A 17,227-nucleotide genomic window follows, 5' to 3' on the forward strand; every position below is an offset into this window, starting at 1 on the left:
AGTGTAGTTTCCACTTGCGAAAGGAGCATTCGCAATATTTTTACCATTGTTAGCCCACTGACCAGGATAAGTAGTTATTGCTTTAGCAATATCTGCGAAATCAGTTACAGTTGTTACCCTCGTCTTCAAACTACCATCAATTGGCTTATCAACTATCATATTAGCTGTAAAATGATTATCTTCACCACGAACAGCAATATCTTTATTAGCTATGGTCTTAGTAACTTCATCGATCATTGCTTGAATCTCAGTTTTTGTATCTTCTAACTGCTTATTAATGTCCTCTTTAGTTTCATTCATCTCACCCTTAAGTTCATCAATATCCTTTTTAATTTCATCAATATTCATGCTCTCATAAAGCTCTCTTAGCTTTTCAAGCATTTTTTCATATTCTGAAAGGTAATTTTTTGACTCGTCCTCGGTTAAATCAGCAGAGGCTAACACAAATACGCCAAAATTATTTGTCGTCTCTCGTTCACTACCCTTAGTCAAAGAAAAATAGGCTGATTTAAAATCACCAACATCATTTAGAGCTTCTGCCGGCATTGAATAGGTAAATCGACCATTTACTGCATCATTTACGACAATACCGCTATCGTCAATGATTTTAGCACCCTTATTTGTAATACCCTCAAACGAAATTGCAAAACCAGTTAAATCAAATACTGCACCATTTCTAGTAATTGAAACATCAGCAGTATAGGCTGTTTGGTCGGCACGTCGTTGTCTTAAAATCGGCGTAATTGTTGGTGTCTTAGAAATATCTAAATTAATCAATATCTTTGTCACTTGCTTTTACCTCCTTATATATTTTTTCTGCCTCTTTATAAGTTAAACCTGAATCAACCAAACGCTCTCCTTCATAGCCTCGTCGCTTGCCTTTGAGTTCCCAAGTAAAGGGGGCATTTGGCTCATCAGATTTAACAATAAAGCTATTTTTGCCGCGTTCCGAAACCCAGACATGACTTTTTGAATAAGACGACAAAAAGACCTGATAAGCGTAATCAGTATTGATTGTATCGCCAAACAAGTCTTCAATCTTTATTTCAATTGTCCCGTCTCCATCAGTGATAGCTTCGCCAATATCGCCTAAATATGATTCAGCCGTTTCATAGGCTGGGGTTGCTCTGAATCCATTCCGAGTAGGATGCACCGCATTTTTGCTGCCGTTATAAACATTGAAATTCCCTAAAATGTCAACGTGGTCGCCATAAACATTTAGTTGATTACCACTCCCATTATTGCCGCTTAATATTACTTGATTATGAGCAGAAATCCATAATGTATTGTCACGAGATGCGATACCGCCAGAAAGTTTGCCAGGTAGTTCAAAGTGCGGGTCATTAACGTTCGAATCTGCTGGTACTTTAATCAGTGGAAGAGACGTACCTGTATTAGGATCATTAGTATTAATTGATAATATCTCTCCAGGGTACTGTAAAATAGCTGAACCATTTGCAACTCCAGAGTTTGCATCAGTAGTTGGAACAATCGCAGCTACCTCTCTGCCATCAAAGTTTTTGAATGTAAGTCTACCTTTATCTAAAGTGATAGATGCTTGGTCATTTTCATACTTACTTATAATCGTGCTACCTGAGATATTCACACCTGTAATCTGAATTGCTCTTAAGACACCAGCTGTTATGGCAGTTGCATTAATACCTTTACCGGTCATTGCATTGTCAAAAGTCTTACCACCATTTGTAGATACTCCAATCCCAGCGGAATTAAAAATGACAACATTATTAGCATCATTTTTATCAATTGCTAATATACCATTTGATGTAAACTTCAATTCCGTCTGAGTATCTTTAAGTGCTTCGGTTGCAATCTGAGTAGCATCTTCTAGCCATGAATTAGGAATTGAATCATTACCATTGATAATGTTGTTCATTGTATTAGAGGTACTAGCATCACTCTTAATTTTTTCATCTACTGAACTAATTGAGTTAAGAGTCACTTTAGTTTCTTGCTTATTTCCTTGAACGTCGTATTGAGTTTCAGTGCTAATAATCCTAACTTTTTGAGAAAAGCCAAGTTGCTCATCTATCCCGAGAATATAATCGCCAGGAGTTGGTAATGAATAAGCATATCCAGCCTTTTGTAAATCTTCTAAAGTCATACCAACCGAGATACTATATGACCCTTCAACCAATTCTTTTAACTTAGATTGCAAATTTTCAACAACTGTATACCGTTCATCGCTAACTGGGTCAGCCTCTAATTTGCCATATATATCAGCCAAGGGGCTTATATATTCTGCAGTTACACGACCCGCATCGTGATTATTTTCATCTAAATAAGCCCCAAATCCCTTTGCATAAGTTACGAATTTACTTATATTGCGTTCGAGAGTTAGTTCTTGCAGGTTAAACCCTTTTCTGACAATTGTAGATAAATCGCTACCAACTTTATTAATAATAGTAACCGTGTGTCCTGAAAGAGAAAACTCTAAACCAGTTGAATCAATAAAATCATTAAATAAAGCCATTCGATTTTTTAAACCAAAACTTTGCTTTTCAAATGCTTCAACTGTTGACCGAAGTTGATAAGAATAACCACTACCATTAAAAATAAAGCTTAAATACTCATCCGCTGTATGTGAGCCATCATTTAATTGAGAATAAACAGCTGTCTTCCCCATCTTATAAAAGAACTCATGCACAGCATCAAACTCAACTTTGATATTTTGCCCTAAATCGCTAGGCTTTGTATAAGTGATAACGTATTTTTCTTTGTTAAATTCCAAATACCAGCCTCGGTCGATTTTATTCAGAACCTTGTCATTCGTGTAAATTGTACCCGTAAGTGATTTTTCACCATTCACAGTGGCCTTGTATGTTATTTCCGCTAAAGCAAGTTGTTGTTCGCCCTGCTCATTTGTAAACTTATTCATACCCATCTCCTAGACATAAAAAGCAATCTTATTCTTGAGTTCAATATCACCGATGAAATTAGTTTCTATAATATTTTCTTGCTGAGCTTTAAACATAAAATATTGGATATTCGTATGATCGTTAATGTTTAAGCCATTAAGCAAAAATGAGGTTCCTCGCAATTCAAAAATGTCACCTGCTTTAATTGAAACGTCACCATCATAAGTAAAAGTTTCTGTGCCAACCGTAAAATCAAACGCCTTACCCTGAGCTTGTTTAGATGTTAAAACGAAATAAAAAGGCCACTCTAATTGCGAAACATCAGCAGTTCCGTTATATGGAATGGACCCCTCATCTGTTAGTATTTCGTTCTCTATTTGTCCCATACCGAACGGAATATCAACAGTTTTAAACTCAAATGAAACATTTGTAAGTAATCCAGCACCAGTTTTACCTTGGAAATCATAATCTATATTGTCAGATAACAATACTTTAAAGCGATAGTGATATGGCATCGGGTCGTCTTGATTATTTAAAGTTGAACCGGTGTTTTGACCTGGCCGCTCATATTCGTACTGTCCGCCGCTTCTGAACATCTGACTTATATAGAACGGTTCAGTTCTTGCAAAAAGAAAATTCAGTTTATCTTGCATCTCTTGGTCCATACGTTCATTTTCAGCATAATAGCTCCCAGAAACAGTTATTTTTTTCTCACTATAAGTTGCTCCTGAAAACAGCTTACCGTTTTTAAAATTAATTGTGTTGCTTGAAATATCTATAGAAGGCGCGCCAATCTTTACATCCTTTACAAATACACCTGTATTTGAAAGCACATATGTCTGATTATTAGTTTCAACCAATAGATCCATATATTTAGCTCCTTCCACTATTAACGATATTTAATCGAGCTTCATCGCGGCTATCTTGAGACTTAATTGCATAGCGTACACTGTTGCCATCCCAATTTTGTTCAATTGTTAAATTGATCATTGAATTAGGGGCATTCTGTACATCTGGATCAACTTCGTTAGCCAAATTAAATCCATTTACTCCACCAATCGAGGCATCTGCTGTAATGTTTCCGTTTGCTCTTACATCACTAACCGATTGTTGTGCTGCTTCAATAAGCCCTGATGAACTCTTGGCAATCATTCCAGCTGTGCCATCCATACCAACTGCCATACCGGCTCCGATATAGTACCCAACTTCATCACGCATCAAACGTGAAGGTGAATGAATCTTAGCCTTTGCTTGTGCAGCCTTTTCAGCTTGTGCCACAAGTGCATTTGCAGCTGAAGTTACTTCACCCAAAGCTGAACGCATGCCAACTGCCAAACCTTGGCCAATCATATTTCCGATATTTCGCATGGCACTAACACCGTTATTACCGGAATCTTTAATTGCATTCATCATTGCATTCATCGCTGATTTTGCTTGGCCGGTACTGTTATTTAAGCCAGATGACACACCATTCGAAACTGCAGTACCTAAATTATTACCATTAGCTCTAGCTTGCCCAACTGCGTTACCAAACGTAGAAAGAAATGAAGACACTGTTGATTTAGCGCTTGCAACCATTCCATCTAGTCCAGTTTTGACCACATTAATACTTGTCACCATAGCAGTTAAGCTAGCAGCCGTACTTGAAGCGCTGCTACTTATTGATGACAAACTACCCTTTATTCCAGCAAGTCCTGCCATCAAAATAATGATTCCTGCTGACGTAAGTCCTAAAGCAATCACAAATGCTCCAAGAGCAACCGCTGATGCCGCTATAGCAATCGTCACAGCGGCGCTTGCCACAACTAATGCAGCCAAACTAGCTGTTGTTGCAATTGCTAGTGCAGTGACTGCGGTTAGACCTGAAACTAGTAGTAACATCGAAGCACCTGCTGCGCTTGCTCCAGCGGCTACTAATGGCAATGCAGCACTTAACAATGTAATTCCGGCTGCCGCAATCATTATTGACGTACCAGCTAAAAGTAATGCAGCTGAAAATACACCAGTTGCAACTCCCAAAGCTAACATACCGACCGCACCAGCTGTTAATCCAATAGTTGCAGCTAATAGGCCTACTGTTAAAGCAGCTAGTCCTACACCGGCTGCCAACGAGCCTGCAGCGAATACACCTAGTGCACCACCTAATGCTAATATACCAGCGGCTGCAGTTATTCCATACTGCGAAATGACAGGTAATTGCGTAGCTAACAACGAAATTCCAGCGCTTGCCAACGCTATCCCTGCACCAACCATTAGCACAGCTGCACCTACTGCGGCTGCAGCGATACCAAATGCTACCATACCAATAGCACCAGCCGTTAAAGCTGGACCAGCAATTGCAAATACCCCAACTAACAAAGTGATCGCTCCAGTAACTGCCATCAACGTAGCTACACCCATTGGGCCCTGCTTAGCTAGTTGCGTAATCGATAACACCAATAGTGCCATTCCAGCAGTTGCCAGGCCTATACCAGCACCAATTTCTAGAACTGCAAGTCCCATCATCATCATATCTTTAGCAGATGTTTTAGCCGCTGCTCCAACAGCCTTTTCTCCAGCAGCTGCGGGTGCTGATGAAGCTGCAACGGCTGCATTGCTACCCGCCAAACTAAATGCTTTTGTCACCAAAGAAACAACACTTTTACCAATGCTGGCAAATAAACCGCCAACTCCTTTAAGGACACCAACGATTTTACCGGCACTCGTAAGAAATCCACCTACAGCCATAGTTGCAGGACCGATAACCGGAGATAACCCGATAAATCCGCGTGTTAGTTCAGCAAATGGACTTTTAGATTTGGCAGCCCAGCTCAAAGTGTCATTAGTCATATCTAGGATTGCACCAGATATACCGCCTTTCGATGCCAAAGCTTTCTTAGTCAAAGAGTCCCAGTTTCCACCGACTTGCTCAATTTTAGCGCCCATATTCTTTTGCATCTCGGATGCTTGGTCACTAAGGACTTTATTTGCAGCATCAGATGATGAAGATGCATCATTAATGGCCTTTGACATACCTTCCCAGCTAGTTGTTGTACTACCTGTAGTATCACTAACGGATTGCATAAGATCATTCATGACCTTATATCCCGCTTGCCCGAACATAACTGATAATGCATTCTGTTTTTGTTCATCTGACAAACCAGACATGCTGCTTGAAAGCTCACCTGCAACTTGATTAATAGGCTTCATCTTTCCTTGTGCATCGTAGTAACTAACACCAAGTTTATCCATCATTGCTTGTGCAGATGCAGAAGGTTTAATCATCTTAGTAATAGCAAAATTAAGATTTTGTGCAGCTTGGGCAGCTGGTATCCCCTTATTAGTAAGCAATCCAACAGCAGTTGAGACATCTTGCATACTATATCCAACAGAAGTAGCTGATGATCCTACGTCAGCTAAGACTTGTTGCATCTCTTCAACTGATGCATTAGAAACATTTGCCGTCGTTGTCAAAACTGCTGCAGCTTGGGCTGATGATCCAATACTATCTCCCCATAAGTTCATAGCCTGCTGCACAACAGAAGCCGTCTGTTGCAAATCGGATCCTGCTGCTGTTGCAGCTTGAGCTATTGCTGGAAATTCTTCCTTGATTGTAGCAATAGAAGCGCCATCTCGCGCCATGCTAACCATTGCTTCGGCAGCTTCATTAGCATTCAAAGGCAAAGTTGCCCCCATCTCTGTTGCAACATCTGAAAGTCCTTGAATATCTTTAGAAGTTCCGCCAGCAATGACGGCCGCACTGTTCAATGACTGTTCGAAAGTTCCAAAACTCTTTAAAGCTGTCACTCCCATTGCAGTTGTTGCAGCACCAGCAACGACCATTCCCTTACCAATATTTGATGCTAAGCTTGAAACATTTCCAAATGCGGAACTAGAAGCACTAGATACCCTGTTCATACCAGCCTCATACCCACTGGTATCAGCACCAATTAATGCTGTAACTTCTCCACCATTTGCAACCATATATTTTCCTCCTTTCCTCAATCATTAGAAAAAGCTTTTTGAACATTCTTCATGAGTTGAAGTCGCCTGTTTTGATTAGGTTTCTTTTGCTCATTAAACATTTCTGAAACTTTTGACTCTAGCTTTTTTCTATTAAATATCTTATTGAACTTAGGCTTCTTAGCATTCATAACGTATCGTTCATTGAACAATTGAGACACCTCTTGCTCCTCGGAATCTATTTGTTGCATTCTAATTCCTTTTATGAGACTTTCTAACTCCCATTTGTATAGCCCCAATAAATAATCAATGTCCGTAAAACCAAACCGAGCGCCTAGTTCAATTAGATGTTTTCTTTCATCAATTTCAAGGCTGCTTCGACTGACTTGGCCTGATCCTCCATCTTTTCGTTCGCTTTCAACATCGGAAGATTCTCTTCGAAAGCCTCGATTTGATTGTTGATTGCCTTCTTGAAAAAACCGCTTTGTACCATTTCGTCTTTCAACATTGTGACGACTTCGTCTAATTTGTCACCGCCCTCTGTCAATTCCTCAATTGCTTCAATGTAATCATCTTCCTTATATTCAGATGGAATAATAACTTGAATCACTTTCATCAACGCTCCAGGATCACCCGTTAGCAATGATAAGAAGATGTTAGCCGCCCCGTTTTCGAGAGAGCCCCCATTATCAGCATGATTGGAAAATTTTTGATTTGCTTTATACAAAGCGCCAAATCCAAACTTTGCATCAATATTCTTGCCCTTAATTGTTACGTTAATCATTGTCATTTACCTCTTTATAATATTATTTTGGCGACCATTTTTAGGCCATAATAAAAAGCCGTATCTCTACGGCCTTAAAATTTATTCAGCTTCAACTATTGCAGTCGTTCCTGTAGTATTTACTGACTTTACTGTAGGTGAACTAGTTTCAGACTCATTTTCTTCAACTGACCCAAAATCGCCAGTCTTTTCTCCTGGCCGTTCAAAGTCATACAACTCCTTAAGCACGGCTAGTTGTTCGTTCGTCAGTGGGAAAGTTCCATCCTTAAACTTATCTAGAATATTTAAAGTGTAGCTTACTGATACCATATCATTGGAATCGTCGATCTCTAATTCATCGACGACACCATATCCGAATACAGCTGGAAAGACTTGATGCTCAATTCCATCATCATCCTTCTCAATCTTTGCCATTCGCTCATCTATATACACGCCCCAAGTTTTAACTTGATGACCATTGTGTTTAGAATCATTAATAACATCGACAGTTCGATCACCTGGTACATAATAGTTTTCCAAATCAACTGAATCTTCGTTCGTTGATGGCATAACAATTCGTCCGGACTTAGTTTGTTCATCAATCGTGTCTCCACCAATAGTCATATCACCACCAGTTTGACCTGCAGGCATGATAGCCTTGCTTCCGATTGGATCTAGCGTTGACTGAATGAACCACAAAACGTGTTTCCCAAGCAAAGGATTCCCCTTGATTTGTTCAACGCCATTATCTACATATTTTGACATATAAATTCCTCCTAAATTAAAGCCGAGAGTGTTATCACAACGTGATAAACTTCTCGGCCTACTGAATCATCTTTCATTACCTCACTAGCAACATTAACAATGCGATTGCTAGCTTTATATAAAACACCTGTCACTCTATTGCGCTCGTCTTCGACCTTGATACGACTTTCGCCTGGATAAAACAGGTGAGCTTGCAATGCTAAATTTGTTACTGCTTTACCTGCCTTTGGGCTTAAACTATCATCAGTATTTCCTTCGCCTAGAACAATAAAAGGTTCGAATGTTTGTTCATCCTGCCAAGTAAAAAACACTGGAATACTTGTTTCAGATTCCAGTGTTTTCTTTAAACTTCGCAATAATTCAACTAATGGTGATGTCATAGCAAACCTCTCTTAAGTAAATTACTAAGTTTCTGATGTAAGAAATCTTCTTGCGAACTCACTGCAGGTTGCATAAATGGCTGAGGTGGCATACGCCTTGTACCTTTTTCAAGATAAATTGAGTAATTAGCACTTGAGATTATCTTTGCGCTTAATAAGCCATTGTTTTCAGCTTTTATATGTTGCTTTAAATAGCCTGTATCAACCGGCGCCAATTCTACGGCTTTTTTCTCTACCTGTTGAGCAGTATTGTTAATTATATCTGTGGCTTCATCTTTAATTTTTTGAGGTTGCTTATCATATTTAGTGATTAAATTATCCACACCTTTAAAGGTAACTTTCATACCACTTTTACTCAAAATTAAACCTCCGTAACAATAACAACAGTGTTTTTACGAGCTCTAAAAACCGCTTGTGGCTTACGCTTAATACCATCAATAATCACTGAGTCGATACCATACACATTGCCTTTAAAATGAATTGCTGACGCCGTTGAGTTTGCCTTACCAAATATTTGCATGCTCATAGCAATTGAAACGCCAGTGATTCTTACAGCCAGCCAATCAGAAATTGACTCCTCATAATCATTTTCAGAGTCCTCAACATCGTATGTTCGAGTAACAATTTTTGCTCGCTGATTATACCTCATCAGATAAACCTCGCAATCCCACGTCCACCATTCTTTTTACGATACTTATCCAAATAGATAGCATAATCAGAAATATCATCATCTCGCCAGGTAATGCTTACATCACTCTCACTAGAAGTTTTCTTTCCTTCATCTCCAATCCGATTAAAACGCCGAACTGTTAAATCTCGTAAAATCCACCCTAAGTCACTCGGAAATGATAAATTGTAGACCCCATCTTGATTAATATAACTAACAAGACGCTCCTTGCTGTCATCAATCAAAAACATTAGTAAGGTATCTTGCACAGCATCACTAATCCCTAAAAGCAACTTTACTTTTGCTAAATCATCCATTCAATACCTCCTTATGCGGTAGGCGTTGCAGTAGTTTCATCTGATTTAGCACTCTCACCAGCTCCGTTAATAGCAGTAGCTGCGAACGTGTACTTTGTACCATTAGTTAAGCTATCAATCTTACCAGTTTTTGATGTAACGTCACGAGCTGTCCCATCAACATAGACTTTATAGCCGGTAATTGTTGAGCCATTATTTGTTCCGTCAGTAATAGTGTAATTTACTGCTCCGTCTGCGGCTGTAACAGTGATTGTCGGCTTTGTTGGTACTACATCACTTGTAGTAAACTCAGGAATTGCAGTCTTTTCTGTCTTACCGGTATAAGCAACTGAATAGTCTGAATACTTAGTATTCGGTGTGAGTGATGCAATCTTAATTGGTGAATCGACAGCTGATTGAGCAACTGTATCACCTTTATATAAATCAAACTTAGGCATTAATTTTCCTCCATTTCGATTGTTGCAGTAGTCCCTGTAGTTGAAACTGATTTAATTTTTGGATTAGTTACTACTCGCTGAACCCTTAATCGATACAGATACCCCATCTTTTTGTTGCTCCAACACAAACAAATCATGGTACAAACGGTTTTGGTACAAGTAACCGTCACCTTCTGTATGTGTTCCAGGTGCAAACAAGAAGATTGCATTCTCCTTGACAATAGGAATAACAGACTGCTTAGCGACCAAAATAAAGTTAATATCCTTAGCATCTGTCGTTGGTGCATAACCATCATCAAAGTTATACGCTGTCTTGAACCGTGAATCATCCCAAACTTCAACCAATTGAACTCCATCAAGAGAAGTAATTCGTGATTCTAGTGCTGTTTGTCCAACGTTTTGATTAGTGATCGAACGAGTGAACTCTTTGGAACGCTCAAGCATATCCATTACTTCACTTGATACAAATCCAATGATATTTTGAGCGCCATACTTACGAACCGGCAAGATTGCAGCTTTCAACCGTGTATAGACATCATCAACTGTCAATGTTTCAGTTTTAGTATTGCCAGCTTCATTAGCTAGCTTACTGAAACGATATGCATCGATTTCGGGTTGAACTTTTTCCTCAATGAACACCTTTGAAATGTTTCCAACAGCCAAATCTTGGTTTGTCTCATCAACGTCTTGGGTATCAACGTAAAACTCAATATCACGGTCTTGGCCCATTGTGTAAACCTTTTTATCGTTCTTAGCTGAACCCTCATTAAATCCCTTATTACGTGAGTGAGGCTTCAGTCCTGACGTTGACAAAGTCGTCATAGTGAAAGACTTTCCGCCATTCACAAGGTCAACTTTTGGCACTCCTAAAATTGAAGTCACCAAACCTTGATTAATCTTCTGATCAAATAGTCCATTGTCTTTTTTAATGTAGTTAATTGTATCTGCCATGTTTTATTTCTCCTTTGTTAGTCCAAGTGCCGAAGCCAAGTCGCCCTTTTCTCCAGCTGCCGATCCTTTGCGAATGCTATCGCCCTTCATTTTTTCAGTAACAGTTACTTCAACAGCCTTATCAAAAGCAGTCTTTAGGGCTGTAATATTTCCCTTTGTAACATCAACATCATCAGATAGCACCATATCCACAAACTCAGTTGATAGCCCTTGCTCTTCCAATTGAGCAGAGGCTTCAATCCGATACTCACGCATATTTAGCTCTTGCTCACGCTTAGCCAGCTCATCATTGCGTTGTTGAGCTTCAGCAGCTTCTCGCTCTTCTTGTGAGAGCTTAGCTAATTGTTCAGCCTTTGTTTGGGCTGCCTTAACTTGCTCGGCTGTTTGGGCTGCCCATTCTTCCTTGGCCTTGTTAAGATTCGCCTCAGCGCTTAATTGCCATTCTGCATGAGCATCTGCAATTTTCTGATCCAACTCTTCTTGTGTTAATGTGACTGTTTCATCTTGACCTGATCCAGGTTCTTGTTCGGTTGCCATAATATCCTCCAATTGATTGTTATTTCGCTTCTTTAGAGTCTAGCGAGAAAGACATAATAAAAACGCCTAACCAAATAGTTAGACGTTAGGTTTTTTATTCCATTTTGGTAAATCATCAACTGTATCGTCATCAAGATACTTGTTGTATTTAGTTAGTTCACTATCTGCCGGAACAATACGACTACGACAATTAGGATGCATAGCTGGCGCATTTGTACCAGGTTGAAAGTTGCTTAACTTATACTCATTACCGTTCAATTCCTTACAAATACTCGATGTACGATTATCAATCGTTGCCTCAAACTCATAGCGTTCAACGCCCATATCTCTATATCGTTTAGCAATGCTTGAATTAGCAACATAGGTTGATTCAGTCCGAACTAATCTCTCAGTGATATACTTATCAGACTTTATTACATCTCTTAATCTTCTAGCTGTTACACGAGGATTTGTACCATTGATAGCTGCTCTAGTTAATTCATCTACTAAAGCATTAACCATTGCATCAGCACTGCGCCACAATCTAGTGGAGTAATTTGCTCCACTCCACTCCATACTTAGAATTGTTTCAATCTCATCAGTACTGATGTTTCCAATTGCTTGGCCAGCCAACAGTGCATCATATACATATTTGCTTTCGTGTTTCAAATACTCTGTTAAGTCACTATCTTGTTTATCAGTTGCTTGAATCATTTCAAACTGTATTTCAAGCCTAAGAAGTTCTAATCGATTCATTTGCGAAGAAACATATTGTGCATTTAGCCGTCTCAAAGCCTCTGAATCTTTTTCTAACGACTTACGATATTCATTTGCTCGTTCTACATAATCATTTAATTCTGTATTTCTCACACGCTTAATAGCTTCGTCATAACTAAGCTTGTGTTCTTTAGCGTACATATCATAAAAAATAAAAAGTTTATTGTTAATTTCATCCAATGCACTTTGATAATACGTAAGTAACTTAGGAACTAACTCAGCTTCTTGTGTATCAAGAACGTTAAATATATTATCCACTCGTTTAGTCCAATAATTATTTGCCATAAGTTACTCCTCATCAGTTGAACTTTGCTTCGTGGCCTCCTGATTAAGATTACTATTCTTATAAACAGCATCTGCGGCTACAATCATACTATCTTCTTTTTGTTCCTTAAGGCGCTGCATTTCATCATCAGCATCTACACCAGTAAAGGAAGAAAGTAATGCGAATAACGTTTCATCACTGATAACACCAAACAGTTGCTTCAACTGGCTAATTCGTTCTTCATCATTCTGTGGAATATTTGGCGTGAACTTGATTGTTGTTTCATTCAACTTGTCATATAGGCTATCAATTTTGGTTGCGGTCGAAACGCTGTTCTTAATACCCCAGCTATTACCAAGCAAGCGTAAACGTCGCATAAACCCTTTAATCAACAAACGTTGCTTAGTCTTTGCTAAGTTGTCGTTACCCATTAACTTATACTTCATTGCTTCACCAGATTGTGTACCAGCGAAGTTCTCGTCATTAGTATCAGGAGTAAATGTGAACCTAAGAATATCAGCAACTAATCGCTTCTTGTATGCCTCAGCACCAGCAGAATCATACTCTTTCTTCAAGTAGAATGCATTTGGATTTGGCCCATTAGGATCATTATTATTATCCAAGATTAGCATTCTAGCCTTTAGCATTTGTTCTAACACGTCACCCTCTGAATTATCAGCGAGTATTGGGTCGCCATTATCATCAAGAACGATATTGCCATCACTATCTGTCTGATATTCACTTTTATTTGTTCCCGTTATAGGATTACCAATAATTGTTAAATATGCATCATTCATATCTTGCTGGAAATTAGCCAACTCCGATTGAGATAAATCATAGGCATCAATAATATCAAGCACAGCCTCATAATCGCCCATTCGCTCCTCATTGTTTGAATACTCATTAATTGGAACAGCTCCCAAAAATAGAGGTTCTTCTCGTACGAACGACATACTTGTAATTGATTCATCACCTTCAAAATAAAAAACGTTATCAGGCGTGTATATTTCAACAAAGCCTTTAACGTTAGTTTGACTGTACGCCACTTGGTAAAATCTAACTCCAAATAATGAATTGCTTTCAATCGTACCGTCATAAACCACAAATGTTTGTTCGGGCTGCAATTTAGCTAGATGTTCTTTGCCATCGGGACCAATGTATATAAGCTCATAAGCTCTACCATAAATACTTAAATCAGTTTCAATCAGACCGTTATGATAGTCCTCATTATTTTGTGAACCAAAGGTTTCAATCTTCTCAATAAGAGCATCATCTTCATTTTGATACTGCACTGGGTTACCAAGAATAAATCCTTGCATAAAGGTGGCTACATACTTACCCCAATCGCTTGATATTCGATTATCCGCCCTATTCTTATCCCGATCACTCTTGCGATATTTAATATTATTATCGCCCTTGTAATAACGTTTTAATTCATTAAGTCGTCGCAGTTGTTGACTTCTAAAAGTGCTGATGTAATCTTGCACATAATTCATCAATAGTGTTGGATTATCCCCAATATCAGCAAACGTATCTGGAGACATCATAAACACATCATTAGCGTTTGGGCTGTAGCGACTTCCGGACAAGAAGGCTACGTTATTAAGTGTATTGTTCAATTGTTATCACCTCCCTAATCCTAGTTTCTTAAAGGCTTCCATTTTATCCTTGCTACTACGTTGTGATATCATAATTGGCTCTAATGCATACCTCAATGAATCAATAAAATGATTGTCTTTGTCAATCGGTTTTGGTAACCAATCACCATTGGTGTCTTTTCCAAAGGCATAAGAATTAAACTCATCAATTGCATGTGTCAGATCTGAGCGAATATGAATTTTAAAATCTTGCATGAAACTAATTCCATATAAGACTTCGTATTTCCTTGCTCGCTTGATTTTATTGATACCTTTTTCCCTTAGCTCATCAATCAACCTGTCTCCACCAGAAGCCCATTCAGCCGAAATAACACTATTTTGATAACGATGCTCAACAAGCCAGTTGAATATTTGTTGTGTCTTCATTCCTACTTGATACATCTCAGTAAATACATAGATATCCTTAGTCTTCATATTTACAGCTGCTTCACTAAAAGCTGTTGGATCATGTGAATACCCAAAATCAAGACCACGAACAACGTATGTAGCCTCTTTAAGTACCTTATCTAACTCAAAATCTTCAATAACAAAGTTATCAAACACAAGGCCCTCTGCAATACCCCAATCGCCAAACACAGCAACACGGGCACGTCTCGGGTTACGTTCAACCATTTCCATCAAACTATCAATGTACTCATTATCAAGAAACGGATTATCTTTGTATGTGGTTGTTAGAGATAAGGTGTTGTTCGATGGATTATCAAAGAACCTCTCTTTTAACCAATGACGTTCACTCCATGGATTGAATGTAATCACAATCTGATAGAACCCATTAGGATCGTCGATAATTCCACGCATTGATTCATCAATAGTTTGAAAAGATTCTTCAAGTTCTAACTGATACGCCTCTTCTACCCATAATCGCGAGAGGTTACCAACCTCAACTGATATTGATGTAATTGATAAAGGTTTATCAGCTCCACGAAATAGTATCTTTTGACCTGTTGGCTTATAGGTAATTTCAGGTAATGAACTATTGAACTTAAATAAATTGCCAACCCCCATCTTTGCGGCCACTTTCTGAAGTAAAGTAAAAGTTGATTGTCTGTTCGTATTAGCAAACCGTCTGACTACTAACCAATTTACATAAGGTAATGTAACAATATCAAAGATAACTTTACGAGCTACAGCCTCACTCTTGCCGCTACCACGAGAACCCTTATAAACAATATACTTACGTTTATCAATAAATAAAGGGGCATAAGCTCCGCTAACCATCTCAGGAAGATTCCAATTTATCTCAGTCATCATCATCCTCCTTAAATTGGGTAATATTTAGCGTTATGCTTTCAACCTCACCATCAAATACTTTGGCTTTGGCTTCTGCCATATCAGCATCAGCCTCTAATTTCCTAATTTGAGCGTTAAGCATACGATCATTATCAGGATAGCGTTTTAATATTTCTTTATATGCGCTCATACGGGTCTTTAAATCTGGTGGCTTCTTCACTGCCTCTGCGCCCATTGGGGTAGATACTACAACCGTCTCTAACTCTTCGCCCCTAGCAATACGAGTAATACCCTCTAAAGCTTCTGTGGCGGTCATAATACGCTCAGATTCAATTTTAAGCATGGCTGTTTCGATGTAATTTTTGATATTAGGTTTTATAAGGTTTTCTGCACCAATTGCTGCCGCAGTTTTATTGCTATACCCAGCCTTAATAGCTGCTTTAGTTGCATTGCCAAGCTTGATATACAAATCAGCAAACCGTTTTTGTTTTTCAGTTAATTTCATAACTACATCTCACCACCTCCCGTATACAAAAATAACCGCCTACTCATTTGTTTTGAGTTTGCGGTTTGTGAATACTGTCGTCTTTAAATTTAGTTGTGCTTTCAAGATGATTAATTATCTTGTCTTCATTAGCTCTGTAGTAGGGATGACTGCTCATTTCTTAACTGCCCCCAAGCCTTCTACATCTTTGCCTGACCAAATGCCAAGCTGATAAGCAATCTTGATAACATTAATTTGTCTGGCATCATATGGACCGCCTGAAATACCCAAGGTTGCTTTACTCCAGTCGTAGTTGTCTAAACTGTTAACTGGATTGGTAATGGTTGCCCGTCCCCAATATGTTAACTTACCTGGAGTTGCTTTTTTCCATGTACCAATCGTAATCATACCTCTAGCCATTTTTAAGATAATGCCTGTAATTGGGTAATCATCAATTGTGTTATTCCAACCAGTAGTAAAACCATAACCATAAATCGTACTACTTTCGTCACCTGGATGAGCTGGATAATCATCCAATGTCATGTAAGAACCATTATCAAATACGATGCGCCATGGGTTAGCTTCACGATCAATGAAACAATCCATTGGTCCGCTTTTTCGAATGATAATACCGTATTCGTTTAGTGGAATAGATAGTCCGTCTTTACCATTGTCACCTTTAGGTCCTTGAGCTCCAGTATCTCCCTTGTCACCTTTAGGTCCTTGCAATCCTTGAATGCCTGGCTCACCTTGTAAGCCTTTTTCGCCCTGTGGTCCTTGCAAACCAGGTTCACCAGGTAAACCTTGAGGCCCTGGGTCTCCTTTTGGTCCTTGTGGGCCCTGAGCACCTTCTTTAATCTCATCAGCCTTTTTATCCAAATAGTCTTTAAATGCTGTCAAAGTATCATCTAAATTGAGCTGCCCGGATAAGCCGTAAGCATTTTGCGTTACATCAAAGATTACAAAGCTTTCATCAGGGTACTTAGCAGTACGTCCATCATCACTAATTGTGAACTCTAAGTAATAACGGTCCGGCGTTAGTTTCTTTAATTCTTCACTGTTTAAATCTAATGTAACTTCGCCATTTGATAGCTGAACATTTGCATCAATTAAAAAGCCGCTAGCATTCTTAATAGAAACCACGGCTGTATCATCTGACGTATTCAATTGTTTACCGTTCTTAATAAGTTCAAAGATAA

At 38.8% G+C, this 17,227-nt stretch carries 17 protein-coding genes and 1 pseudogene; all 18 read right to left on the reverse strand.

Annotated features, from left to right (window positions below; all coding sequences use genetic code 11):
- The coding region (locus TT13_RS10325; protein WP_027699883.1) for a BppU family phage baseplate upper protein at positions 1 to 789 on the reverse strand (789 nt) is incomplete at its 3' end.
- Positions 770 to 2,896, reverse strand: coding sequence for a phage tail protein (locus TT13_RS10330; RefSeq protein ID WP_027699884.1), 2,127 nt, complete (start codon positions 2,894 to 2,896; stop codon positions 770 to 772). The genes TT13_RS10325 and TT13_RS10330, both read right to left, overlap by 20 nt.
- Positions 2,897 to 2,905: 9 nt before the next feature.
- The gene (locus tag TT13_RS10335; protein ID WP_027699885.1) at positions 2,906 to 3,745 is read right to left on the reverse strand and encodes a phage tail domain-containing protein; all 840 of its coding nucleotides are present in this window, start codon (positions 3,743 to 3,745) and stop codon (positions 2,906 to 2,908) included.
- Between the two features lie 4 nt (positions 3,746 to 3,749).
- Positions 3,750 to 6,839, reverse strand: coding sequence for a phage tail tape measure protein (locus TT13_RS10340; RefSeq protein ID WP_052348630.1), 3,090 nt, complete (start codon positions 6,837 to 6,839; stop codon positions 3,750 to 3,752).
- 322 nt (positions 6,840 to 7,161) lie between these two features.
- On the reverse strand, positions 7,162 to 7,602 hold the full coding sequence (locus TT13_RS10350) for a tail assembly chaperone (RefSeq protein ID WP_027699886.1): 441 nt from the start codon (positions 7,600 to 7,602) through the stop codon (positions 7,162 to 7,164).
- An 81-nt stretch (positions 7,603 to 7,683) separates the two neighbouring features.
- Positions 7,684 to 8,346, reverse strand: a complete 663-nt coding sequence (locus TT13_RS10355) for a phage major tail protein, TP901-1 family (RefSeq protein ID WP_027699887.1) — start codon at positions 8,344 to 8,346, stop codon at positions 7,684 to 7,686.
- 11 nt (positions 8,347 to 8,357) lie between these two features.
- Positions 8,358 to 8,726 (reverse strand): hypothetical protein, encoded by a 369-nt coding sequence (locus tag TT13_RS10360; RefSeq protein WP_027699888.1) that lies wholly within the window; start codon positions 8,724 to 8,726, stop codon positions 8,358 to 8,360.
- Entirely contained in the window at positions 8,723 to 9,085 is a 363-nt protein-coding gene (locus TT13_RS10365; RefSeq protein ID WP_052348631.1) for an HK97-gp10 family putative phage morphogenesis protein, read from the reverse strand. Before TT13_RS10365 ends, TT13_RS10360 begins: the two co-directional genes overlap by 4 nt.
- 2 nt (positions 9,086 to 9,087) lie before the next feature.
- The gene (locus tag TT13_RS10370; protein WP_027699889.1) at positions 9,088 to 9,375 is read right to left on the reverse strand and encodes a hypothetical protein; all 288 of its coding nucleotides are present in this window, start codon (positions 9,373 to 9,375) and stop codon (positions 9,088 to 9,090) included.
- Positions 9,375 to 9,710, reverse strand: a complete 336-nt coding sequence (locus TT13_RS10375) for a phage head-tail connector protein (protein ID WP_027699890.1) — start codon at positions 9,708 to 9,710, stop codon at positions 9,375 to 9,377. Before TT13_RS10375 ends, TT13_RS10370 begins: the two co-directional genes overlap by 1 nt.
- A gap of 11 nt (positions 9,711 to 9,721) precedes the next feature.
- Entirely contained in the window at positions 9,722 to 10,147 is a 426-nt protein-coding gene (locus TT13_RS10380) for a fibronectin type III domain-containing protein (protein WP_027699891.1), read from the reverse strand.
- Between the two features lie 63 nt (positions 10,148 to 10,210).
- Positions 10,211 to 11,098: a hypothetical protein gene (locus TT13_RS10385; RefSeq protein ID WP_027699892.1), complete on the reverse strand. Its 888-nt coding sequence runs from the start codon at positions 11,096 to 11,098 to the stop codon at positions 10,211 to 10,213.
- A gap of 3 nt (positions 11,099 to 11,101) precedes the next feature.
- Entirely contained in the window at positions 11,102 to 11,635 is a 534-nt protein-coding gene (locus TT13_RS10390; protein ID WP_052348632.1) for a DUF4355 domain-containing protein, read from the reverse strand.
- Positions 11,636 to 11,713: 78 nt separating this feature from the next.
- Complete coding sequence (locus TT13_RS10395) at positions 11,714 to 12,676, reverse strand: minor capsid protein (RefSeq protein WP_027699893.1); 963 nt, start codon at positions 12,674 to 12,676, stop codon at positions 11,714 to 11,716.
- Between the two features lie 3 nt (positions 12,677 to 12,679).
- The gene (locus TT13_RS10400; protein WP_063893027.1) at positions 12,680 to 14,275 is read right to left on the reverse strand and encodes a phage portal protein; all 1,596 of its coding nucleotides are present in this window, start codon (positions 14,273 to 14,275) and stop codon (positions 12,680 to 12,682) included.
- A gap of 6 nt (positions 14,276 to 14,281) precedes the next feature.
- Positions 14,282 to 15,562, reverse strand: coding sequence for a PBSX family phage terminase large subunit (locus tag TT13_RS10405; protein WP_027699894.1), 1,281 nt, complete (start codon positions 15,560 to 15,562; stop codon positions 14,282 to 14,284).
- Positions 15,555 to 16,049, reverse strand: a complete 495-nt coding sequence (locus TT13_RS10410) for a terminase small subunit (RefSeq protein WP_027699895.1) — start codon at positions 16,047 to 16,049, stop codon at positions 15,555 to 15,557. Before TT13_RS10410 ends, TT13_RS10405 begins: the two co-directional genes overlap by 8 nt.
- Positions 16,050 to 16,202: 153 nt before the next feature.
- A pseudogene (locus TT13_RS10415) lies at positions 16,203 to 17,227 on the reverse strand (collagen-like protein); the annotation flags it as partial.

Origin of the sequence: Weissella oryzae SG25, assembly GCF_000691805.2 — a bacterium.
Classification (GTDB): Bacteria; Bacillota; Bacilli; order Lactobacillales; family Lactobacillaceae; genus Weissella; species Weissella oryzae.

Excerpts from the sequence above, each read along its gene's own strand:
- TT13_RS10385 (WP_027699892.1), bottom strand. The coding sequence starts at position 11,098 with ATGGCAGATACAATTAACTACATTAAAAAAGACAATGGACTATTTGAT.
- TT13_RS10375 (WP_027699890.1), bottom strand. The coding sequence starts at position 9,710 with ATGGATGATTTAGCAAAAGTAAAGTTGCTTTTAGGGATTAGTGATGCT.
- TT13_RS10350 (WP_027699886.1), bottom strand. The coding sequence starts at position 7,602 with ATGATTAACGTAACAATTAAGGGCAAGAATATTGATGCAAAGTTTGGA.
- TT13_RS10405 (WP_027699894.1), bottom strand. The coding sequence starts at position 15,562 with ATGACTGAGATAAATTGGAATCTTCCTGAGATGGTTAGCGGAGCTTAT.
- TT13_RS10395 (WP_027699893.1), bottom strand. The coding sequence starts at position 12,676 with ATGGCAAATAATTATTGGACTAAACGAGTGGATAATATATTTAACGTT.
- TT13_RS10410 (WP_027699895.1), bottom strand. The coding sequence starts at position 16,049 with ATGAAATTAACTGAAAAACAAAAACGGTTTGCTGATTTGTATATCAAG.
- TT13_RS10330 (WP_027699884.1), bottom strand. The coding sequence starts at position 2,896 with ATGAATAAGTTTACAAATGAGCAGGGCGAACAACAACTTGCTTTAGCG.
- TT13_RS10335 (WP_027699885.1), bottom strand. The coding sequence starts at position 3,745 with ATGGATCTATTGGTTGAAACTAATAATCAGACATATGTGCTTTCAAAT.
- TT13_RS10360 (WP_027699888.1), bottom strand. The coding sequence starts at position 8,726 with ATGACATCACCATTAGTTGAATTATTGCGAAGTTTAAAGAAAACACTG.
- TT13_RS10340 (WP_052348630.1), bottom strand. The coding sequence starts at position 6,839 with ATGGTTGCAAATGGTGGAGAAGTTACAGCATTAATTGGTGCTGATACC.
- TT13_RS10355 (WP_027699887.1), bottom strand. The coding sequence starts at position 8,346 with ATGTCAAAATATGTAGATAATGGCGTTGAACAAATCAAGGGGAATCCT.
- TT13_RS10370 (WP_027699889.1), bottom strand. The coding sequence starts at position 9,375 with ATGAGGTATAATCAGCGAGCAAAAATTGTTACTCGAACATACGATGTT.
- TT13_RS10390 (WP_052348632.1), bottom strand. The coding sequence starts at position 11,635 with ATGGCAACCGAACAAGAACCTGGATCAGGTCAAGATGAAACAGTCACA.
- TT13_RS10380 (WP_027699891.1), bottom strand. The coding sequence starts at position 10,147 with ATGCCTAAGTTTGATTTATATAAAGGTGATACAGTTGCTCAATCAGCT.